The 21,367-nt window shown below is 69.4% G+C and carries 15 protein-coding genes and 1 riboswitch; of the genes, 9 read left to right on the top strand and 6 right to left on the bottom strand.

Annotation, left to right across the window (positions count from 1 at the left end; all coding sequences use genetic code 11):
- Nucleotides 1–346: 346 nt before the first annotated feature.
- Both AB8810_RS07255 and AB8810_RS07250 read left to right on the top strand, forming a co-directional pair.
- Nucleotides 347–3,334, top strand: a complete 2,988-nt coding sequence (locus AB8810_RS07255) for a two-component regulator propeller domain-containing protein (protein ID WP_369915972.1) — start codon at nucleotides 347–349, stop codon at nucleotides 3,332–3,334.
- A 69-nt stretch (nucleotides 3,335–3,403) separates the two neighbouring features.
- Complete coding sequence (locus AB8810_RS07250; RefSeq protein ID WP_369915971.1) at nucleotides 3,404–4,438, top strand: alpha/beta fold hydrolase; 1,035 nt, start codon at nucleotides 3,404–3,406, stop codon at nucleotides 4,436–4,438.
- Between the two features lie 28 nt (nucleotides 4,439–4,466).
- On the opposite strand, the gene AB8810_RS07245 is transcribed toward AB8810_RS07250, so the two are convergent.
- Genes AB8810_RS07245 through AB8810_RS07235 form a run of 3 tightly spaced genes read right to left on the bottom strand, consistent with a single transcriptional unit; the run spans nucleotide 4,467 to nucleotide 7,815 of the window.
- On the bottom strand, nucleotides 4,467–5,531 hold the full coding sequence (locus tag AB8810_RS07245; RefSeq protein ID WP_369916639.1) for a homoserine dehydrogenase: 1,065 nt from the start codon (nucleotides 5,529–5,531) through the stop codon (nucleotides 4,467–4,469).
- A 20-nt stretch (nucleotides 5,532–5,551) separates the two neighbouring features.
- The gene (locus AB8810_RS07240; protein ID WP_228321662.1) at nucleotides 5,552–6,769 is read right to left on the bottom strand and encodes an O-succinylhomoserine (thiol)-lyase; all 1,218 of its coding nucleotides are present in this window, start codon (nucleotides 6,767–6,769) and stop codon (nucleotides 5,552–5,554) included.
- Entirely contained in the window at nucleotides 6,766–7,815 is a 1,050-nt protein-coding gene (locus tag AB8810_RS07235; RefSeq protein WP_369915970.1) for a homoserine O-succinyltransferase, read from the bottom strand. Before AB8810_RS07235 ends, AB8810_RS07240 begins: the two co-directional genes overlap by 4 nt.
- A gap of 70 nt (nucleotides 7,816–7,885) precedes the next feature.
- A riboswitch (SAM riboswitch) is annotated at nucleotides 7,886–8,004 on the bottom strand.
- Nucleotides 8,005–8,136: 132 nt separating this feature from the next.
- Between AB8810_RS07235 and AB8810_RS07230 the strand changes: the two genes are divergently transcribed.
- The 4 genes from AB8810_RS07230 to AB8810_RS07215 all read left to right on the top strand — a co-directional run bounded on the left by AB8810_RS07230 (nucleotide 8,137) and on the right by AB8810_RS07215 (nucleotide 13,620).
- Nucleotides 8,137–9,156: a peptidoglycan DD-metalloendopeptidase family protein gene (locus AB8810_RS07230; RefSeq protein ID WP_369915969.1), complete on the top strand. Its 1,020-nt coding sequence runs from the start codon at nucleotides 8,137–8,139 to the stop codon at nucleotides 9,154–9,156.
- Between the two features lie 46 nt (nucleotides 9,157–9,202).
- Nucleotides 9,203–10,807 carry a peptide chain release factor 3 gene (locus AB8810_RS07225; protein ID WP_179566326.1) on the top strand — a complete coding sequence of 535 codons (1,605 nt, stop codon included), beginning with the start codon at nucleotides 9,203–9,205 and terminating at the stop codon, nucleotides 10,805–10,807.
- 127 nt (nucleotides 10,808–10,934) lie between these two features.
- Nucleotides 10,935–11,579 carry a hemolysin III family protein gene (locus AB8810_RS07220; protein WP_179566327.1) on the top strand — a complete coding sequence of 215 codons (645 nt, stop codon included), beginning with the start codon at nucleotides 10,935–10,937 and terminating at the stop codon, nucleotides 11,577–11,579.
- A 61-nt stretch (nucleotides 11,580–11,640) separates the two neighbouring features.
- A complete protein-coding gene (locus AB8810_RS07215; protein WP_369915968.1) occupies nucleotides 11,641–13,620 on the top strand; it encodes an AsmA family protein in 1,980 nt (659 codons plus the stop codon).
- 115 nt (nucleotides 13,621–13,735) lie between these two features.
- On the opposite strand, the gene AB8810_RS07210 is transcribed toward AB8810_RS07215, so the two are convergent.
- The 3 genes from AB8810_RS07210 to mtgA form a co-directional block, all read right to left on the bottom strand.
- Nucleotides 13,736–14,164, bottom strand: coding sequence for a CBS domain-containing protein (locus AB8810_RS07210; protein WP_179566331.1), 429 nt, complete (start codon nucleotides 14,162–14,164; stop codon nucleotides 13,736–13,738).
- Nucleotides 14,124–15,146 (bottom strand): glycosyltransferase family 2 protein, encoded by a 1,023-nt coding sequence (locus tag AB8810_RS07205; protein WP_369915967.1) that lies wholly within the window; start codon nucleotides 15,144–15,146, stop codon nucleotides 14,124–14,126. Before AB8810_RS07205 ends, AB8810_RS07210 begins: the two co-directional genes overlap by 41 nt.
- Before the next feature lie 390 nt (nucleotides 15,147–15,536).
- Entirely contained in the window at nucleotides 15,537–16,274 is a 738-nt protein-coding gene (gene mtgA / locus AB8810_RS07200) for a monofunctional biosynthetic peptidoglycan transglycosylase (protein WP_369915966.1), read from the bottom strand.
- Between the two features lie 63 nt (nucleotides 16,275–16,337).
- On the opposite strand from mtgA, the gene AB8810_RS07195 reads away from it, so the two are divergent.
- From AB8810_RS07195 to AB8810_RS07185, 3 genes are all read left to right on the top strand, one after another.
- Nucleotides 16,338–17,252: an Hsp33 family molecular chaperone HslO gene (locus AB8810_RS07195; protein ID WP_179566337.1), complete on the top strand. Its 915-nt coding sequence runs from the start codon at nucleotides 16,338–16,340 to the stop codon at nucleotides 17,250–17,252.
- A 117-nt stretch (nucleotides 17,253–17,369) separates the two neighbouring features.
- Entirely contained in the window at nucleotides 17,370–18,221 is an 852-nt protein-coding gene (locus AB8810_RS07190) for a hypothetical protein (protein WP_179566339.1), read from the top strand.
- A gap of 243 nt (nucleotides 18,222–18,464) precedes the next feature.
- A complete protein-coding gene (locus tag AB8810_RS07185; RefSeq protein WP_191826546.1) occupies nucleotides 18,465–21,344 on the top strand; it encodes a TonB-dependent siderophore receptor in 2,880 nt (959 codons plus the stop codon).
- The last annotated feature ends 23 nt before the right edge of the window (nucleotides 21,345–21,367 follow it).

Below are 21,367 nucleotides of genomic sequence, written 5' to 3'. Positions count from 1 at the left end.
CGCGTCCTCCCTGTCCGAGCGCATCGCGCCGCCGCGGCGCATGCGCGGACCAGGACGGAGCGCAGCCCCGCGCAGCGCGCAGCGCCCGCACGGCGACGCTGCATGGGCTGCGCGCCACCGCGTGCCACGGGTCGGACCTGCCTGGATGACAGGCCTTGCGGCCGTCGCGATCGCCGACGCCGCGCAGGCCTTTGTTGCGCTACGGATAAAGATCGGCGCGCCTGCGCCGATAGCGACATTGACGATCCGCCGAACCGGCACTGGAATGCCCTTGCAGTCCCACCCCGCTTCCTGGTGCACCTGTGCGCTAAAGCTGGCCATGCTCCTGGGAGTGTGGATCTCGCTCGTGCCGACGGCGGCCGCCTTGCAGCCGGACAAGCAGTTCAACCACTACGAACGCCAAGGCTGGGGCCTGGAACAAGGCCTGCCGCAGCTGAGCGTGCAGGCCTTCGCGCAAGACCGGCAGGGCTACCTGTGGATCGGCACGATGGGCGGGCTGGCGCGCTTCGACGGCGTGCGCATGACCACCTTCGGCGAGAAAGCCCCCGCCAACCTGCCCGGCCCGTGGATCAAGGCCTTGAAGGTCGACCCGCGCGGCGACCTGTGGATCGGCACCTACCGCGGCCTGGCGCGCTACCGCGACGGCCGCTTCCGCAATCTGCTGCCGCAGGACCCGCAAGCACCGCTGCTGAACATCGAAGCGATCGCGGTCGACGCGCAAGGCACGGTGCTGGTCGCCGCGCAGGATGGCGTCTACGCCGTGGTCGGCGACGGCCTGCGCCTGCGTCATCGCATCGCCGATGGCGCCTATGCGCTGCTGCCGCGCGGCGGCGAGCTGTGGGTCGGTACGCGCGGCGCCGTGCTGCGCTTCGCCGAGGGCGACGAGGAGCCGCTGCCGCTGCCGGCGGACGCGCACGCAGCGCCGGTGCGGCAGCTGCTGGACGCGCAGGGACGGCTGTGGGCCGGCAGCCGCGACGGCCTGCTGTTCCGCCGCGACGGCCGCTGGCAGTGGCTGCCCGGCGACCCGGCGGTGACCCGGCGCGCAGTGGAAGCGCTGCTTCAGGACAGCGACGGCAACCTGTGGGTGGGCCTGCCCGGCTATCTGCTGCGCGTGCGCGACGGCGGCATCGTCGAGCAATCCCTCCAGCACGGTCAGAATACCGTCGTCAGCGCGGTCTTCGAGGACCGCGAGCGCAACCTTTGGCTGGGCACCCAACTGAGCGGCGTGAGCAGGCTGTGGAACGGCTGGACCCGCCGCTACAGCAGCTACGAAGGGCTGACCGATCCGCTGGTGTGGACGCTGGCGCGCGACCCCGACGGCTCGCTGTGGGTCGGCACCGGCAGCGGCCTGGCGCGGCTGCGCGCCGGCCGCTATCAGCAAGTGCTGAGCCGCGACCAACTGCCCAGCGACGTTCCCTACACCCTGCTCGCCGAACCCGGCCACCTGTGGATCGGCACCCGCCGCGGCGCACTGCTGTACCGCGACGGGCGCGCGGCCGAGCCGCCACTGCTGGCGCCGCTGCACGAACTGCAGGTCAACGGCATCGTCCGCGATCGCGCACAGCGGCTGTGGTTCGCCACCAGCGACGGCCTGTTCCGCAGCGACGGCGTGCGCCTGCAGCGCTACGGCAACAGCGAGGGCCTGCGCGACCCGCGGGTCCGCCTGATCCACGAAACCCGCGCCGGGCGCCTGCTGATCGGTTCCCAGGCCGGCCTGTACGAAGTGCGCGGCGAGCGCCTGCTGGCGCTCGCCGAGGCCGGCTCGGCGCTGGCCGACGCCGACGTCACCGCGATCCACGAACTGCCCGGCGGACAGTGGGTGATCGGCACCCTGTCCGACCAGCTGTGGGTGTTCGACGGCAAGCGCTGGACCATGTTCGACGAACACGACGGGCTGCCCGCCAACGCCGCGTTCTTCATCGCCGACGACGGCCACGGCAGCCTGTGGGTGGCCGGCCTGCGCGGCGTGTACCGGGTGCCGCTGGCGAGCCTGCTCAAGCGCATCGCGGTGCCGGGCACGCCGCTGCAGGCCGAACTGCTGCTCAACGAGCGCGGCCAGCGCCACGGCGGCGTGCAGGGCCTGTGCTGCAACGGCGCCGGCAACGGCAAGGGCTTCATCGACAACGGCACGCTGTGGCTGCCCAGCCGCGACGGCGTGGTGACCATGGACACCGCCGGCATCGTCAAGAATCCGGTCGCGCCGCAGCCGGTGGTGGAACGGATCCGCGCGCAGGGCCGCTGGATGGCGCCGCAGGCGCTGCGCGACACGCCGCTGCCGGCGCAGGCGCGCGACCTGGATTTCGAGTTCACCGCGGCCTCGTTCCAGGCCCCGGAGAACGTGGAACTGCGCTACCGCCTGGTCGGCTACGACACCCAGTGGCGCAGCCTGGACGACATCCGCCAGCGCGTGGCCAGCTATACCAACCTGCCCGGCGGCGACTACGTGTTCGAGGTCAGCGGCAGCAACAACGCCGGCGTCTGGGCGCAGGCGCCGGCGCAGTTGCCGCTGCGGATCCGGCTGCGCTTCCAGGAGACGCTGTACTACAAGCTGCTGCTGGTGCTGGGCGTGCTGGCCCTGGCGCTGCTCGGCATCGGCATCGCGCGCGTGGTCAACCAGCGCCAGCGCGAAACCCTGGAACGGCAGGTGCGCCAGCGCACCGAGGCGCTGCAGGCGGCCAACCAGCGCCTGCAGGAAGCCAGCTTCACCGACGACCTGACCCAGCTGCGCAATCGCCGCTACCTGTCGCTGCACATCCCCAGCGACATCGCGCTGTACCGGCGCATGGCCGCCAACGACCAGGACATGCTGTCCTCGGGCATGCTGTTCGCGCTGATCGACATCGACCATTTCAAGTCGATCAACGACAGCGGCGGCCACCACACCGGCGACGCGGTGCTGCAGCAGATGGCGCAGCTGCTGGTCAAGCTGACCCGCGAAAGCGACTATGTGGTGCGCTGGGGCGGCGAGGAATTCCTGCTGGTGCTGCGCTCGGCGCCGCGCGAGAACCTGACCGTGGCCGCCGAGCGCCTGTGCCGGTCGATCGCCGCGCACTCCTTCGCGCTCGATCATGGCCGCCACAGCCAGGTCACCTGCTCGATCGGCCTGGCCGAATTCCCGTTCGTGCACGATCCCGACAACCGCCTGGGCTGGGAGCAGTTGCTGATCCTCGCCGACCGCGCGCTGTACCAGGCCAAGGCCAAGGGCCGCAACGGCTGGGCCGCGTACCGGCCGGTGCTGGGCACGCAGGCCGAGCAGGTGCTGGCGGCGCTGCAGGAGCCGCCCGAGCGCATGCAGCACCACGCCTGCCTGAGCCTGGTGCACTCGCGCTGCTGAAGCGCGTTGACGCGGCCCGTGCATGGCCCGGGCTAGAGTCGCGGCATCCCCGCACTCGCTCCAGCCCGCATGCGCCGACACACGCTCCTCGCCGCGCTCGCCGCCGCGCTCCTGCTGCCGCCCTGCCACGCCGCCACGCCCGCACCGCGCTACGGCGCGCAGCTGGAAGGCTTCGACTATCCGTATCCCGTCGCGCGCTACGACTTCGCCTCGCAGCGCCAGCCGTTGCAGATGGCCTATCTGGACGTGGCCCCGAGCGGCACGCCGAACGGCCGCACGGTCGTGCTGCTGCACGGCAAGAACTTCTGCGCGGCGACCTGGGAGTCGGCGATCGCCGCGCTGGTCGCCGCGGGCTACCGGGTGATCGCGCCGGACCAGATCGGTTTCTGCAAGTCGAGCAAGCCGCAGGCCTACCAGTTCTCCTTCGCGCAACTGGCGGCCAATACCCATGCGTTGCTGCGCCACGCCGGGGTGACCCAGGCGGTGTTCGTCGGCCACTCGATGGGCGGCATGCTCGCCGCGCATTACGCGCTGCAGTATCCGCAGGACGTGAGCCGGCTGCTGCTGGTCAATCCGATCGGGCTGGAGGACTGGAAGGCGGCCGGCGTGCCGTGGCGCAGCGTCGACGACTGGTATGCGAAGGAACTCAAGACCGATGCCGCCTCGATCAAGCAGTATCAGCAGAACGTCTACTACGGCGGGCAATGGAAACCGGAATACGACCGCTGGGTGACGATGCAGGCCGGGCTGTATGCCGGCCCCGGCCACGCGCGCGTGGCCTGGAACCAGGCGCTGACCTCGGACATGGTGTTCAACCAGCCGGTGGTGCAGCAGTTCGCGCAACTGCGCGTACCGACCACGCTGTTCATCGGCCAGCGCGACCGCACCGCGATCGGCAAGGACCTGGCGCCGCCGGCGCTGGCCAGGACCCTGGGCGACTATCCGGCGCTGGGCAAGCGCGCGGCGGCGGCGATTCCCGGCGCGACGCTGGTCGAATTCGCCGACCTGGGCCACTCGCCGCAGGTCGAAGCGCCGCAGCGCTTCAACGCCGCGCTGCTGCAGGCGCTGGCCGCGCCGAGCGCCGCACCGAGCACTGCGCCGTAGCGGCGCAGCGGATGCCGGCGCCTCAGCCTCAGCGCACCGCGATGCGCAGCACGTCGTCGAGCAAGGCCGCCGCGGTCACCTCGGCACCGGCGCCGGGGCCCTGGATCAGCAACGGCTGCTGCAGGTAGCGGTCGCTGTGGATGGCGACGCGGTTGTCGGTACCGGCACCGCTGGCCAGCGGATGCGCCAGCGGCAGCTCGCGCAATCCCACCGACGCGCCGTGCGCATCGAAGCGGCCGACGAAACGCAGGCAGGCGCCGTTCGCGCGCGCCTGCGCCAGGCGCGTCGCCAGCGGCGCATCCAGCGCCGACAACGCGGCATCCACGTCCCGCGGTGCCGCCGCGGCCAGCGCCGCCGGCAGCAGCGATTCGACCTGCACCTGCTCGGCGCGCAACGACAGCCCGGCCGCGCGCGCCAGGATCAGCAGCTTGCGGCGCACGTCCTCGCCGGACAGGTCCTCGCGCGGATCCGGCTCGGTGTAGCCGGCCGCCGCGGCCTCGCGCACGCACGCGGAGAACGCACGGCTGCCGTCGTAGCGATGCAGCAGCCACGCCATCGAGCCGGACAGCACGCCTTCCACCGCGTGGATATGGTCGCCGCCGGCCGCCAGCGCGCGCAGGCTGCTCAGCAACGGCAGGCCCGCACCGACCGTGGCGCTGTCGCCGTAGTGCGCGCCGGCGGCATGCCGCGCGGCATGGATCTGTTCGGCGCGCGCCAACGCCGCGCCCTGGCCGAGTTTGTTCGCGGTCACCACATGCACCCCGCGCGCCAGCCACTCGGCATGCCGCTGCGCCACCGCCTCGCTGGCGGTGGCGTCGACCACGATGTCGCCGGCACGCAGGTCGGCCGGCTGCGGCGCGCTGCCGTCATCGCCACGCGCGGCGGCATTGGCCACGGCCAGCGCCTGCGCCGGCGCTTGCCGGCACTCCTGCAGGATCCGCGAATTGGCCAGCCAGGCGAACGCCGGCAAGCCCGGGCGGCGCTGCTGCAGCACCTGGTAGCGCGCGACGAAGGCGCGGCCGACCGTGCCGGTGCCGAGCAGACTGAGTCGCGGCAATGCGGCATCGGCGGCCTGCGCCGGCGCCGGCGCTATTGCATCGGCGACGCTGTCGCTCACGCGTCCACCCGTTTGCGCGCCACCGCCTCGCCCGCCTGCTGCGCACGCAGCAGACCCGCCTGCAGGTCGGCGATCAGGTCCTCGCTGGACTCGATGCCCACCGACAGCCGCAGCAGGCCATCGCTGATGCCGGCATTGGCGCGCGCCTCGGCGGTCATCGCCGCGTGCGTCATCGACGCCGGATGCGCGACCAGGCTCTCGACCCCGCCCAGCGACTCGGCCAGGGTGAAATAGCGCAGGCCATCGACGAAGGCACGTACCTCGGCTTCGCCACCGGCCAGCTCGAAGCTGATCATCGCGCCGAAGCCGCTCTGCTGCCGCGCCGCCACCGCATGCCCCGGATGCGTGGCCAGGCCCGGGTAATAGACCTGGTTGACCGCGGCATGCCCGTCGAGCAGCGCCACCACCGCCTGTGCGTTCTCCTGGTGCACGCGCAGGCGCGCATCCAGCGTGCGCAGGCCGCGCAAGGTCAGGAACGCATCGAACGGCGAACCGGTCAGGCCCAGCGCGTTGGCCCACCACACCAGCTGCTGGTGCAGTTCGGCGGTAGCGGCGACCACCGCGCCGCCGACCACGTCGCTGTGGCCGTTGACGTACTTGGTGGTGGAATGGATGACCAGGTCGGCGCCGAAGGCGATGGGCTTCTGCAGCGCCGGCGACAGGAAGGTGTTGTCGACCACCGCCAGCGCGCCGGCCTTGTGCGCGGCATCGATGACGAAGCGCAGGTCGGTGATGCGCAGCAGCGGATTGGACGGGGTCTCGATCAGCACCAGCTGCGGCGACTGCGCCAGCGCCTCGGCCAGCGAGCGCGGATCGGTCAGGTCGGCGGTGATCAGCTCGAAATGGCCCTTCTTGGCCAGCGCGTTGAACAGGCGCCAGCTGCCGCCGTACGCATCGTGCGGCACCACCAGCTTGTCGCCCGGCTGCAGCAGCGCGTTCAGCACCAGGTTGATCGCGCCCATGCCGGTGGCGGTGATCACGCCGCCGGCGCCGCCTTCCAGCTCCGCCAACGCTTCGCCGAGCAGGTCGCGGGTCGGATTGCCGCTGCGGGTGTAGTCGTACTGGCGCTTGTTGCCGAAGCCGTCGAAGCTGAAGTTCGACGACAGCACGATCGGCGGGGTCACCGCGCCGTAGGCGGTATCGCGATCGATGCCGGCGCGCACCGCGGCGGTGGCGGCGCTACAGGGCAGATCGTTGTCGTGGGCAGTGCTCATGCGGTAGCTCCGGTGGGGCGAAGGGCGGTGGCGAGGATCGCGTCGATGCGGTCGGTTTCTTTCAGGAAGGCGTCGTGGCCGTACGGCGAACGCAGCACGCGCAGGCTGCCGCGCGGGCCCAGGCCTTCGACCAGGGTGACCAGGTCGGCCAGCGGCACCAGGCGGTCGCCTTCGACCGCGACCACCACGGTCGGCGCGGCGACGGCGGCCGGGTCGATGCGGTGCAGGTCGATGGATTCGGACAGGCGCAGGTAGGCGTTGACCTGGGTGCGCGCCACGTACTGCGCGCCGGCGGCATCCAGGTAGTCCTCGGCAGCGACGCGGACGCGGCCGTTGATCACTTCCGGCGGCGCATCGAAGCGCTCGCCGAATTCTTCCGGGGTGCGGTAGCTGAGCATCGCGAACTGCCGCGCCAGCGACAGCCCGTGGCTCTCTGCGCACTGCAACTGGCCCAGCGCCACCGCGCGGCGCTGCAGCGCGCGCCACGCCGCGGCATATGGATGCGCGCGGTGCGCGCCGCTGACCGCGACCAGTTTCAGCAAGCGCTGCGGATGCCGCACCGCCAGCTGCAGGCCGACCAGCGCGCCGTAGGAATAGCCGACGAAGCCGTGCAGCTGGGCGATGCCCAGCGCATCCAGCAGCGCGGCGATCGCATCGGCCTGGTCGGCGCTGTCGATCGGCGCGTCCAGGCTGCCGTCGGCGCCGACGAAATCGAACGCCAGCAGCCGCCGCTGGCTGGGGTCCAGCGCCCGTCCCGGCGCGACCAGGCCTTCGGCCCAACCCTTCTCGGGAAAGCTCGCGTTGGCGGCGAGATGGCGATGCGCGGAGATGCCGCCGGCGACGAACACCACCGGCGCATCCGCCGGACCGGTCAGCTCGTAGCGCAGGCGTAGCAACTGCACGCCGGCGTGGCGCAGCGGCAGCGCCACCGCCACTTCGCCGCGCAGCGCGAGCACGCCGTCGGCGGCCGGCGCAACGGCGGCGGCATAGCGGTCGAGCGGGGCATTCACAGCAAGGGGGCGGTTTGGCGTATTCACGAGGCTCATGGCGGTATCCGGGGAGGAACGGCCATCGAGCTTCGCGGAGCTCGCGTTCGACGTGCGGAAGGCACGAATCGAACCATCTTTCGGCGGACGCGGTGGTCCCCGCAGGATTTGGCACCTACACGGTCGCTTGCGCGTCCGCTGGCTGCCCCGGCATCAAAGGGCCTGTCCCTCCGCCGGTCTCGATGGTGACGCCACGATGCCAGCGTTTTTCGGCGTTGTCAAATCTCTTTATTCGGATGGAGCGATATAAGGGAGCCCGGGCCGCGGCTGCCGCATACTCCGCACCGCCACGGCGCTCCCACGCCGGCGCCAGGAGCCCCGATGCCCGGCCAGTGCCCGGCCCCCGCCACCGCCCACAACGCCCTCGCTCCGTTCCGCGCCGCGCCACGCTGGCCGCTGCTGGTCGCCTGGGCGCTGGGTGTCGCGTCCACCCCAGGCGCAGCCGGGACGCTGTATGCGTGGAAGGACGCCAACGGCATCGCCCACTACGGCGACCACGTGGCCGATCCGCAGCGCGCTGCGGCGCCCGAACCGCCGTCGGCGTCGGCGAGCGCCGAGCCGCCGCTGGCGCAGCTGCGCCTGGATGGCCAACCTCCACGGCAACAGGTCTGGGCCGACAACCGCCTGGATGGGCCGCTGCAGGTGCAACTGCGCTCCCGCCGCGCCGACAACCTCGCCGCGGTCCCGGCACTGCCGCTGCGCGCGGTGCTGCCGGCCCGCGGCAGCGCGCTGCTGTCGCGGCTGTACGCCAGCGACCCGCGCTACGCGAGTCCGTTCGAGCTGGTACTGGAGGCCGTGCCCGGCGACCCGGCCGCCAAGCCGCAGGACGCCCTGTACCGGTTGCCGTTCGCTGCGGCGCCGGTGCGCGTGGACCAGGGCGTGGGCGGCCACTTCAGCCACCACGACGCGCAGAACTACTACGCGCTGGATTTCGCCCTGGCCGAAGGTACCCCGATACTGGCCGCGCGCGCCGGCACGGTGATGCAGGTGGAAGCGGGCTTCGCCGAGGCCGGACTGGACCGCGAGACCTTCGGCGGCCGCGCCAACTTCGTGCGCATCCTCCACGCCGACGGCAGCATGGCGCTGTACGCGCACCTGGCGCCGAGCGGCGTGGCGGTGCAGCCGGGCCAGCGCGTCGTTGCCGGGCAACGTCTCGCGCTGTCGGGCAACACCGGCCTGAGCACCGCGCCGCACCTGCACTTCGCCGTACAGGTCAACCGCGGCATGCGCCTGGACTCGATCCCGTTCCGCATGGCCGGCGCGCTCGGCGAACTCAAATTGCCGCGCAGCGAGGACGCCGCGGCCGCCGCGCAACCCGTGTCCGCCGCCGCGGCGCTATAATTGCGCTCTTCCCTGTAGCCGTGATCGCCCAGTGGGCGCCGTTGCCATGTCCGATGTTGCCCAGGAAGCTGCGCGCCGCCGCACCTTCGCCATCATTTCCCACCCCGACGCCGGCAAGACCACGCTGACCGAAAAGCTGCTGCTGTTCGGCGGCGCGATCCAGATGGCCGGTTCGGTCAAGGGCCGCAAGGCCGCGCGCCATGCGACCTCCGACTGGATGGCGCTGGAAAAGGAGCGCGGCATCTCGGTGACTTCGTCGGTGATGCAGTTCCCGTACGAAGGCAAGATCATCAACCTGCTCGATACCCCCGGCCACGCCGACTTCGGCGAGGACACCTACCGCGTGCTCACCGCGGTGGACTCGGCGCTGATGGTGATCGACGTGGCCAAGGGCGTGGAAGAGCGCACCATCAAGCTGATGGAAGTGTGCCGGCTGCGCGACACGCCGATCATGACCTTCATCAACAAGCTCGACCGCGAAGGCAAGGAGCCGATCGACCTGCTCGACGAAGTGGAGACCGTGCTCGGCATCCAGTGCGCGCCGGTGACCTGGCCGATCGGCATGGGCCAGCGCCTGAAGGGCGTGGTGCACCTGATCAGCGGCGAAGTGCACCTGTACGAACAGGGCCGCAACTTCACCCGCCAGGACTCGACCATCTTCCCGTCGCTGGACGCGCCCGGCCTGGCCGAGCGGATCGGCGCGCAGATGCTGGCCGAACTGCGCGAGGAACTGGAGCTGGTGCAGGGCGCCAGCCATCCGTTCGACCTGGACGCCTACCGCGCCGGCAAGCAGACCCCGGTGTTCTTCGGCTCCGGCGTCAACAACTTCGGCGTGCAGCCGCTGCTGGACTTCTTCGCCGAGCACGCGCCGCCGCCGCAGGCGCATGCCACCACCGGCCGCCCGGTGCAGCCGACCGAGGAGAAGCTGACCGGCTTCGTGTTCAAGATCCAGGCCAACATGGACCCGCAGCACCGCGACCGGGTCGCGTTCATGCGCATCTGTTCCGGCCGCTTCAGCGCCGGCATGAAGACCCTGCACGTGCGCACCGGCAAGGACACCAAGCTGGCCAACGCGCTGACCTTCATGGCCAGCGACCGCGAGATCGCCGCCGAGGCCTATCCCGGCGACGTCATCGGCATCCACAACCACGGCACCATCTCCATCGGCGACACCTTCACCGAGGGCGAGGCGCTGTCGTTCACCGGCATCCCCAACTTCGCCCCGGAACTGTTCCGCCGCGCGCGGCTGCGCGACCCGCTCAAGCTCAAGCAATTGCAGAAGGGCTTGGCGCAGCTGTCCGAGGAAGGCGCCACCCAGTTCTTCCGCCCGCTGATGAGCAACGACCTGATCCTGGGCGCGGTCGGCGTGCTGCAGTTCGAAGTGGTCGCCTACCGGCTCAAGGACGAATACGGCGTGGACGCCAGCTTCGAGCCGGTCGGCGTGGTCACCGCACGCTGGGTGCACTGCGACAACGCCAAGAAGCTGGAGGAATTCCGCGAGAAGAACGCGATGAACCTCGGCATCGACGGCGCCGGCGAACTGGTCTATCTGGCGCCGACCCGGGTCAACCTGCAGCTGGCGCAGGAACGCGCGCCGGACGTGCGCTTCGCCGCGACCCGCGAGCACGCGCACAGCGTCGCGCTGGACTGACGCGAGGAACCGAGGCGGCAGCGCGCGGGCATGAACCGCGCGCCAAGTGCCGCATCGCAACGGATGCGAACCGCTCGCAATTGCGGTACCGTTTCGGGTCATGGAAGCAGACCCGCGGTCCTCGCTCATGAACGCCGACGCGCCGCCTTCTACGGATTGGCGCGACGAACTCGCCAGCGCGCTGACCCACGGCCTGGGCGCGGTCGCAGCACTGGCCGGCAGTTCGGTGCTCATCACCCTGGCCGCGATCTACGGCGACGGCTGGCAACTGGCCGGCGCGATCGTGTTCGGGGTCGCCTTGCTGCTGCTGTACACCGCCTCCACGCTGTACCACGCCATTCCGCATCCCGGCGCCAAGGCGCGGCTGCAGGTGCTGGACCACTGCGCGATCTATGTGCTGATCGCCGGCACCTACACGCCCTTCACCCTGATCGGCCTGCGCGGCCCCTGGGGTTGGGGCCTGTTCGCGGCGATCTGGACCATCGCCCTGGCCGGGGTGATCTTCAAGCTGTTCTTCACCGGCCGTTTCCGGCTGCTGTCGACCATCCTCTACCTCGCCATGGGCTGGCTGATCGTGGTGGCGATCGAACCGCTGCTGCACTCGGTCGATGTCCGCACCCTGTGCTGGCTGCTGGCCGGCGGCCTGTTCTACACGCTTGGCACCTACTTCTACCAGCGCGACACGGTGCGCTACTTCCATGCGATCTGGCACCTGTTCGTGCTCGGCGGCAGCGTCTGCCACTTCGTCGCGGTGACCGGGCAAGTCCTGTAGACCGGTTTGCCGGAGGGCGCGCTTTCGCACCCCGTGCACGCACGCTGCCTAGTATGGCGGGATGGATCGCGAACCCACTTCTGCGTCACGTGGCCGGCGCCGCTCCTGGCACTGGCGCCGTCCCGACGGCCGCTTGCGGCGTTGGCCGCTGGTCCTCGGTGCACTGGTGCTGGTGCTGTTGGTGGTCATTCTGATCTTCGACTGGAACTGGTTCAAAGGTCCGGTAGAACGCGCGGTGCAGGCCAAGACCGGCCGCGCATTCCATATCGACGGCAATCTCGACGTCGACCTCGGCAGCACCATCACCATCCGCGGCGATCGCCTGCGCTTCGCCAACGCGGACTGGTCGAAACAAGCGCAGATGGCCAGCGCGCAGCGTGCCGAGATCGACCTGTCGCTGTGGCCGTTGCTGCGCGGCAAGGTACGCATTCCGGAGATCCGCCTGACCCAGCCAACGCTGCTGCTGGAAACCGGACCGAACGGGCAACCCGGCAACTGGAGCTTCGGCAGCAACGACGGCGGGACGCAGGTGGTCCTGGGCCGCATGCTGGTGCAGCAGGGGCGGCTGCGCTTCCAGGACATCCCCGGCCGCACCGACATCGACGTCAGCGTGGACAGCCTGACCTCGCAGCGCCGCCGCGGCGACGCAGCGCCGCCGATCGCGGTCGCCGGCGATGGCCGCTGGCGCGGCAACCCGTTCACGCTCAAGGGCAGCACCGCCTCGCCGCTGGAACTGAGCGAGAGCGACCATCCGTTCAAGATCGACCTGCGCGGCAGCGCCGGCAGCACCCGCGCGCACATGCGCGGCACGCTGACCAATCCGTTTCAGCTGCGCGTGTTCGACCTGCAACTGAGCCTGGCCGGTACCGACATGCAACACCTGTATCCGCTGCTCGGCATCGCCATTCCCTCCACCCCGCCCTACCAACTCGACGGCCGGCTCAAGCGCAACGGCGAAATCTGGCGCTACGAAGAATTCAGCGGCCGCGCTGGCGACAGCGACCTGGCCGGCACCGTGCAGATCGACACCGCCGGGCAGCGCCCGTTCCTGCGCGCCGACCTGCGTTCGCGTCGCCTGGACTTCGACGATCTGGCCGGCTTCGTCGGCGCGCCGCCGCGCACTGGCGCCGGCGAGACCGCCAACGCCGAACAGAAGGCGCAGGCCGCCAAGCTCGCCGCCGACAGCAAGGTGCTGCCCTCCACCCCGTACGACCTCGGCAAGCTGCGCGCGATGGACGCCGACGTACGCTGGAAGGCCCAGCGGATCAACGCGCAGACGCTGCCGCTGGACGACATGGACGCGCACCTGAAACTCAACGATGGCGTCCTGCTGCTGCAACCGCTCGACTTCGGCGTGGCCGGCGGCAATATCCGCTCCGACATCCGTATGGACGCGCGCAAGCCCACCATCGCCACCCGCGCGCAGATCTCGGTGCGCGGCATGCGGCTGGAAAAGCTGTTCCCGGACGGTCAGCTGGCCAAGGAAGCCTCCGGCGCGATCGGCGGCGAGATCGCGCTCGCCGGCACCGGCAACTCGATCGCGCAGATGCTCGGCAGCGCCGATGGCAGCGTCGCCATCGGCATGGGCAAGGGCCACATCAGCAACCTGATCATGGAACTGGCCGGACTGGACATCGCCGAATCGCTGAAATTCCTGGTCACCAAGGACCGCGAGATTCCGGTGCGCTGTGCGTTCGGCGATTTCGCGGTCAGGGACGGGGTGATGGCGTCGCGCGCACTGGCCTTCGACAGTACCGATACGCTGCTGATCGGCAGCGGCGACATCGACCTGGGCGACGAGACGCTGGACCTGCTGCTGAAGGCGCGCCCGAAGGACCGCAGCATTCTGTCGCTGCGCTCGCCGCTGCGCGTCGGCGGCACCTTCAAGGATCCGACCTTCCGCCCCGACTTCAAGGCCCTGGGCATGCGCGGCGCGATCGCCCTGGCGCTGGGCAGCATCGCCCCGCCGGCGGCCCTGCTCGCCACGCTGGAAACCGGCCCGGGCAAGGACGCCGATTGCGGCGGTCATTACGCCAAGTAGCCGGGATTGGGGATGACCAGCCATTCGGCTGTGGAAAGCCGGGATTGGGGATTCGTAAAAGCAAGAGCGGCTGATGTGCTTTTGACTTTCCGAATCCCGAATCCCCAATCCCGCGTCAGCTACTGATATAGCGCTGCAGCTGATCGAGCTCCTGCTGTTGTTCCTCGATCACCGCCTTGACCAGGTCGCCGATCGAGATCACTCCGACCACCGCGCCGGCCTGCACCACCGGCAGATGGCGGATGCGCTGCCCGGTCATCAGCTCCATGCATTGCTGCACGCTCTGCGACGGCTCCACCGTGTACACCTTCGCGCTCATGATGTCGCGCACCGGCGTGGTCGCCGAAGAGCGGTCCTGCAGCACCACCTTGCGCGCGTAGTCGCGCTCGGAGAGGATGCCGGCCAGACGCCCGTCCTGCATCACCAGCACTGCGCCGATGCCCTTGTCGGCCATCAGCCGCAGCGCGTCGACCACCGCCGCATCCGGCGACACCGCGTGGATCTCACCGCCCTTGTCGCCCAACAACTGTCGTACCGTACGCATCGCTGCCTCCCGGTTCGCTGGATCGTACGGCCGAGGATACTCCTCCGCCCGGTGCGCGCCAGCTGTCGACCAGATACAGCGGCCGCTGCTTGGATTCCTCGTACAGCCGGCCCAGGTATTCGCCGATCAGGCCCAGCGCGATCAGCTGCGCGCCGCCCAGGAACAGGATCACCGCCATCATCGTCGGCCAGCCGGCGACCGGATCGCCCCACAGCGCCGCCTTGATCACGATCCAGGTGCCGAACACGAACGCGGCCACCGCGGTCGCCAGGCCCAGATAGGTCGCCACCCGCAGCGGCGCGGTGGAAAAACTGGTGATGCCTTCCAGCGCGAAGTTCCACAACCGCCACAGGCCGAACTTGCTGCGCCCGGCCAGCCGCGGCGCACGCCGGTACGGCAACGCCATCTGCCGGAACCCGACCCAGCCGAACAGCCCCTTCATGAAGCGATGGCGCTCGCGCAACTGCGCCAGCGCCGCCAGCGCGCGCGGCGACAGCAGGCGGAAATCGCCGGTGTCGGCCGGAATCGGCGTCTTCGACAGGCGTCCGATCACCCGGTAGAACAGCGACGCGGTGCCGCGCTTGAGCCAGCCTTCGCCGTCGCGCGCGATGCGGGTGCCGTAGATGTCGTCGTAGCCGGCGCGCCAATGCGCGACGAACTGCGCGATCAGTTCCGGCGGATCCTGGCCGTCGGCGTCCAGCAGCATCGCCGCGCCGTGCTCGACGAAATCCAGGCCCGCGGTCAGCGCCAGCTCCTTGCCGAAATTGCGCGACAGGCGCAGCGCCCCGACCCGCGGATCGGCCGCGGCCAGCGCCAGGATCACCTCCCAGGTCGCATCGCGGCTGCCGTCGTCCACATACAGCACCCGCCCCTCCAGGCCATCCACGCCATCGAGCGCGGCGAGGATCCGCGGTTGCAGCAGCGGCAGGGTCTGCGCCTCGTTGAAGGCAGTGACGACGACGGTCAGGCGCTCGGGTTCCATGTGCCGATGGTACGGAGCGGCCTGCGCGTTCACCAGCGGCAGCGCATCACCTGACGAGGATCCGGAGTCACTCCCTTCTCCCACAGGGACCATGGCCCCCTTATCGGGAGAAGGGGCCTCGAAGAAGCGGATGAGGACACGCCTGCCGCCGAAGACCCCAACTTCATGGAAGGCCGTACCCTCACCCCAACCCCTCTCCCGATGGGAGAGGGGCTAAAACGCGGTGCCTGCGCAGCGCCATGCCGAAACCCTCGACCGCGTCCTGGCAGGCAGTGACCGCCTTACGCCGGGACGGCTCAGGCAGGCCCATGGGCTGGCGCCCGAGCGCTCACGTCGCTACGCGCATATGCAAAAACGGCCAACGTCGCATGCGCCATAGCTCGAATGTTCCTAGGGCGCCTGCAGATAGGTCGGCCCGCCCAGCTGCCGCGTCTGCCGCTGGATCCAGTTGGCGCGGCGCTGCACGTACGGTCCCGGGCGCGCGGCGTTGTAGCGCTGCGGCGCCGGCAGCACCGCCGCCAGCAGCGCGCTCTGCGCCGGACTCAGTTGCGCCGCATCCTTGCCCCAGAAACTGCGCGCCGCCGCCTGCGCGCCGTACACCCCGTCGCCGAACTCGGCGACATTGGCATACACCTCCAGGATCCGCTGCTTGGACCACAGCGCCTCGATCAGCACCGTGTACCAGGCCTCCAATCCCTTGCGCAGCCAACTGCGGCCCTGCCACAGGAACACATTCTTGGCCACCTGCTGGCTGATCGTGCTGGCGCCGCGCAGGCGCCCGCCGCGCGCATTGTGGTCGCGCGCCTTCTCGATCGCCTCCAGATCGAAGCCGTGGTGGCTCGGGAAGCGCTGGTCCTCCGCGGCCACCAGCGAAATCGGCAGGCTTGGAGCGATCTGCGCGCTGTCGCGCCAGTCGTAGGCGACGCGGAACGACCAGTCGCCCTCGCCCCAGGCGCCGAGCTGGCGCTCGAGCATCATCGCCGAGAACGGCGGATCGACGAAGCGCAGCATGATCACCTGCGACGTGCTCGCCAGCGCGAACAACAGCGGCGCCGCCAGCAGCCAACGCAGCCAGCGCCGTCGCCGCGGCACGGCCGCGCCACTTGCAACGCCCCGCGTCGCCCCCATTGCTATGCCTTCTTCGACTTTGTCCACCGAGATGACCCACTATCCTGCGGTCGCCATCTTCCCATGCGCAGCGAGGCCGCGATGAGTTCTTCCGATCACGATCACCTGACCCGCTTCCTGCTGCCCAGCGCCGGCGTGCGCGGCGTGCACGTGCGCCTGGAGTCCGCCTGGCGCGACATCCTCGCGCCAGCCAGCTATCCCGCCGCGGCGACCGAGTTGCTGGGCGAGGCCTGCGTGGCCGCGGCCCTGTTCACCGGCCACACCAAGGTCGACGGACGCCTGTCGGTGCAACTGCGCAGCCAGGGCGCGCTGCGCACCCTGTTCGCCGAGTGCACCGCGGCCGGCACCCTGCGCGGCATCGTCCAGCTCGGCGAGGGCAGCGACGCCCCGCGCGACCTGCGCGCGCTGGGCAGCGGCGCGCTGCTGGCGATCACCATCGAGAACCCCGGCCTGGACCCGCGCGAGCCGCAGCGCTACCAGAGCCTGGTGGCGCTGTCGGCGGCCGAACTGGGCGAGGCCTTCGAAGACTATTTCCGCCAGTCCGAACAGCTGCCGACGCGCCTGATCCTGGCCGCCGACGGCCGCCAGGCGGCCGGCCTGCTGCTGCAGAAGCTGCCCGGCGACAGCGGCGACGAGGACGGCTGGAACCGCGCCGGCGCCCTGTTCGAGACGGTGAGCGAGGCCGAACTGCTGGCGCTGCCGGCCGACACCCTGCTGCACCGGCTGTTCCACGAGGAAGCGCCGGAGCTGCTGGGCACCAAGCCGCTGCGCTTCGGCTGCTCCTGCTCGCGCGAGCGGGTGGCCGCCATGCTGCGCTCGCTGGGCGAGGAAGAAGCGCGCGCCGCCGCCGAGGCAACCGGCCAAGTTGAGATACGGTGCGAGTTCTGCGGCCGACACTATGACTTCCCCTTGACGGAATTCGGCGTATTGTTCGCTGTAACCCCGGCTGAACCGGCGCCCTCGGAGCGCTTGCAATAGCCAGGGGCGAGGACTAGGACCGGGGAGTCCGACTTGTTAAAGAAACATAAACCCCCTAGTATCGTTCACCCTGCACGGCGGGAACTTTAGTCCCCGCCCGAGAGTCACAGACTGCCGATGCGAGCCTTACTGCGCCTGCCACTTGCCCTGCTGATCGCCCTTGCGGCGAGCACGGGCGCGCATGCGCAGAGCAAGCCCGCGGACCGTACCGTGCTGCCGGTCTGGAACAAGGGCAGCGGCAAGGTCGAGGCGCTGCTGTACCTGGAGCCGACCGGCGAACAGGCGGTCGGCGCGCGCTGGCACTTCGGCCGCAACTCGCTCGACGCCGCCTTCGGCCTGTCCTCCGGCGATTCGCTCGGGCTGCTGTGCAACAGCGCCAGCGGCAGCAGCATCAGCGGGCTGGCCAGCCATTGCATGCTCGCCAGCCTCGGCGACGACGACAACGATGTCGGCCACCACGTTGCTGCGACCACCACCTTCAACCGCCCCGGCGGGCGCGTGTCGCTGTCGGCCGGCACCGGCCGCGAGAACATGCCGGCGTGGCTGGCGGGTCCCAACAAGACGCCCGCGCTGCGCATGGAGCAGAACGATCTGACCGTGTTCGCGCAACAGAACATCGGCCGCGAAGGCTTCGTCTCGATCGGTGGCACCTATGCGCGTGCGCGCCTGGTCCCGATCGCCGATGCCTCGCAGGCGCTGGTCGACCAATGGGACAGCAAGAGCCTGAGCATCGGCGGCGGCTACGGCTCGTTCAGCGCCAACGTCATCGGCCGCGTCGTCGACGCGCCGGGCCAGCCGGGCAAGTGGTCCGGCCTCGGCGTGGGCCTGACCTGGCGCACGCCGTGGAGCGGCCAGCTGACCGTCGGCGCCGAGAACGTGATCACCCGCGGCAAGAACCCGTTCGCCCCGAACAACATCAGCACCGAGGAAGGCACCATCCCCTACGTGCGCTACGAACAGGACTTGTAAGCACAACCCCTTGTTCGAAAAGGAGTTGCCGCGGAAAAACGCCCCCTTGAGGGGCTTTTTTTTGTCCGATCGGCGCAAATTAGTGATACTTACATCACAGTTATGTCGATCTTATTAACAACTCTTTAATTTCTCTGAAGACGCAGTTACTATCGGTTCACCCTGCGGATTTTGGCATCGCCTTTCGACGCCACCGCCGGACAACCTTCAGTTGACACCACATCTCATTCGGAGAGAGAGCCAATGAATTGCAAGACCCATCGCCTGCGCGACGCCATCACGTTCGCGCTCGCCGCTGGCACCACCGCCCTGCTCAGCACGGGTGCGGCCGTTGCCCAGGACAGCTCTTCCAGCGACCCCTCCAAGACCCTGGACACGATCCAGGTGACCGGCTCGCGCGTTGCCCGCGTCGAGACCGAAACCGCCAGCCCGGTGGTGGTGATCGATCGCGCCGCGATCGAGCAGACCGGCAAGCTGACCCTCGGCGACCTGGTGCAGGAACTGCCGGCGATGTCCGGCGCACCGTCCACCCCGGCGGTCAACAACGGCGGCGGCGACGGCAAGTCCTCGGTCGACCTGCGCGGCCTGGGCGATGAGCGCACGCTGCTGCTGGTCAACGGCCGCCGCGTCGCCAACAACGACGTCAACTCGATCCCCGCCACCGCGGTGGAGCGCATCGAAGTGCTGACCAGCGGCGCCTCGGCCGTGTACGGCTCCGATGCCGTCGCCGGCGTGGTCAACTTCATCCTGCGCAAGGACTTCGAAGGTCTGGCGGTCACGGTCGATTACGGCCAGGCGACCCACCTGAGCGACGGCGCGCGTAACGGCGGCTCGGTGACCTTCGGTCAGGTCGGCGACCGCGGCAACATCATGGCGGGCCTGAACTACAACAAGTTCGACGGCATCTCCTCGGCCGACCGCAAGTACTCCAAGGACGCCACCTACCTGTACAGCGGCTCGGTGACCATCCTCGGTTCCAGCCGCACCCCGGGCGGCCGCATCACCATGCCGGCGAACCTGGCCACGCAGTACGGCTGCGCCACCGTCACCCTGACCCCGGGCGCCAGCGGCGCTTCGCAGGGCGACTACCGCTGCTACTCCGGCGCGCGCGACTCGTTCAACTATCAGGCCACCAACCTGATCATGACGCCGCAGGAGCGCACCAACGCGTTCTTCCTGGCCAACTACCAGATCACCGACAGCATCAACGCGTTCGCCCAGGTCTACCACAACAAGACCAGCTCGAACTTCGCCATCGCGGCGCTGCCGTTCGATGCACGCGGCGACAAGGTGGTGATCTCCGCCGACAACTTCTACAACCCGTTCGGCGTTGATTTCGGTGCCGACACCGCCGGCAATCAGTACAACCAGTTCCTGACCCGCTTCACCTCGCTGGGCCAGCGCCGCTCGTACTACAGCACCGTCACCGACCAGGTCGTCGCCGGCCTGGAAGGCTTCGTCGGCGACACGTCCTGGAAGTGGGACGCGGCGATGAACTACGGCCACTACACCCGCGAGAACACCAGCTACGGCTACGTGTACTACGCCGGCCTGCGCGACGCGCTGGGCCCGTCGTTCCAGGACACCGACGGCGTGGTCAAGTGCGGCAGCGCCGGCAACGTGATCGCCGGCTGCACCCCGCTCAACATCTTCAACATCAACGATCCGCAGACGATCTCGACGCTGAAGGACTACGAAGCGCGTCCGACCTACTCGACCACGTACCAGATGCGCAGCTTCGAAGCCAATGCCAACGGCGAGCTGTTCACGCTGCCGGCCGGCGCCGCGCAGCTGGCGGTGGGCGTGTCCTGGCGCGAGGAGTACCAGAAGAGCGCGGTGGACTACATCGCCATCGCCGACGCGAACGGCAACTGCTTCATCTCGCAGGAAGCCTGCGGTACCCCGCTGAGCGGCAAGTACAACGTCAAGGAAGTCTACGGCGAGCTGTACGTCCCGCTGCTGTCGGAAGTGCCGTTCGCGCACCTGCTGGCGCTGACCCTGGGTACGCGTTACTCCGACTACAACACCTTCGGCAACACCACCAACAGCAAGATCCAGCTGGAATGGCGCCCGATCGAGAACCTGCTGCTGCGCGGCACGGTGGCTGAAGTGTTCCGCGCTCCGACCATCGACAACCTGTACGCGGGTGCGAGCGGCGATGCGCCGAACTTCACCGACCCGTGTATCGGTTACGGCGCCACCGGCACCTCGCGCAATCACGAAGCCGCGTGCGGCGCGGGCTCGGGCGCGACCGCCATTCCCGCCACCGGCATCACCTCCAGCGGCCTGTCGCAGACCACCGGCGTGTGGTCGGGCTCGGTCGCTGCCGGTTTCGACCTGAAGCCGGAACAGGGCAAGTCGTTCGACTGGGGCGTGGTGTACGACCCGGATTGGCTGCCTGGCTTCTCGGCCAGCCTGGACTACTGGCGCCTGTACCTGAACGACACGATCAACCGCGCCGATGCGCAGACCGTGGCCAACATCTGCTACAACGACGAAAGCAGCCCGTTCTGCGGCTTCATCAGCCGTTACTCGGATGGCCAGGTCAACTTCATCCGCGAGCCGATCGTCAACCTGGGCCGCCTGGATACCAAGGGCTGGGATCTGGCGCTGCGCTACCGCCTGCCGGATACCGCGTGGGGCAGCTACACCTTCGGCCTGGACGGCACCTACATCGCGCGTTACGACAACAACACCAACCCGGCCGATCCGGATGGCGTCGTGACCCACGTGGCAGGCACCTACAACAAGACCTACGGTCTGTACTCGCGGGTCCGTGGCCGCTTGTTCGTCAACTGGCAGAAGGGCGATCTGGGCGCCAGCTGGCGTATCCGCTACATCGGTCCGTTCGACGTGGGCAGCGCCGATCCGTCGCAGAACTTCAGCTCCGACGCAGGCTACCCGAACATCGTCACCTCGTACGGCTCCTACTTCCTGCACAGCGTCAGCCTGAACTACGCGCTGCCGTGGTTCAATTCGAAGGTGGAAGTCGGCCTGGACAACGTGTTCGACAAGCAGCCGCCCATGCTGTATCAGAACAACGTGCTCAACGCGAACACGGACGTCAACAGCTTCGACACCGTGGGCCGCTACCTGTGGGCTCGCTACAGCATGAACTTCTGAGCACGGCAACGACGCTCTTGATT

This window comes from Xanthomonas sp. NCPPB 3005 (genome assembly GCF_041228095.2).
Lineage (GTDB): Bacteria > Pseudomonadota > Gammaproteobacteria > Xanthomonadales > Xanthomonadaceae > Xanthomonas_A > Xanthomonas_A bonasiae.
This window is presented reverse-complemented; position numbering and strand designations above follow the sequence as displayed.

Bases quoted from the DNA above. Each gene is read 5' to 3' on its own strand.
- AB8810_RS07250 (WP_369915971.1), top strand. From the start codon at position 3,404: ATGCGCCGACACACGCTCCTCGCCGCGCTCGCCGCCGCGCTCCTGCTG.
- AB8810_RS07240 (WP_228321662.1), bottom strand. From the start codon at position 6,769: ATGAGCACTGCCCACGACAACGATCTGCCCTGTAGCGCCGCCACCGCC.
- AB8810_RS07235 (WP_369915970.1), bottom strand. From the start codon at position 7,815: ATGAGCCTCGTGAATACGCCAAACCGCCCCCTTGCTGTGAATGCCCCG.
- AB8810_RS07230 (WP_369915969.1), top strand. From the start codon at position 8,137: ATGCCCGGCCAGTGCCCGGCCCCCGCCACCGCCCACAACGCCCTCGCT.
- AB8810_RS07225 (WP_179566326.1), top strand. From the start codon at position 9,203: ATGTCCGATGTTGCCCAGGAAGCTGCGCGCCGCCGCACCTTCGCCATC.
- AB8810_RS07220 (WP_179566327.1), top strand. From the start codon at position 10,935: ATGAACGCCGACGCGCCGCCTTCTACGGATTGGCGCGACGAACTCGCC.
- AB8810_RS07215 (WP_369915968.1), top strand. From the start codon at position 11,641: ATGGATCGCGAACCCACTTCTGCGTCACGTGGCCGGCGCCGCTCCTGG.
- AB8810_RS07210 (WP_179566331.1), bottom strand. From the start codon at position 14,164: ATGCGTACGGTACGACAGTTGTTGGGCGACAAGGGCGGTGAGATCCAC.
- AB8810_RS07205 (WP_369915967.1), bottom strand. From the start codon at position 15,146: ATGGAACCCGAGCGCCTGACCGTCGTCGTCACTGCCTTCAACGAGGCG.
- mtgA (WP_369915966.1), bottom strand. From the start codon at position 16,274: ATGGGGGCGACGCGGGGCGTTGCAAGTGGCGCGGCCGTGCCGCGGCGA.
- AB8810_RS07195 (WP_179566337.1), top strand. From the start codon at position 16,338: ATGCGCAGCGAGGCCGCGATGAGTTCTTCCGATCACGATCACCTGACC.
- AB8810_RS07190 (WP_179566339.1), top strand. From the start codon at position 17,370: ATGCGAGCCTTACTGCGCCTGCCACTTGCCCTGCTGATCGCCCTTGCG.
- AB8810_RS07185 (WP_191826546.1), top strand. From the start codon at position 18,465: ATGAATTGCAAGACCCATCGCCTGCGCGACGCCATCACGTTCGCGCTC.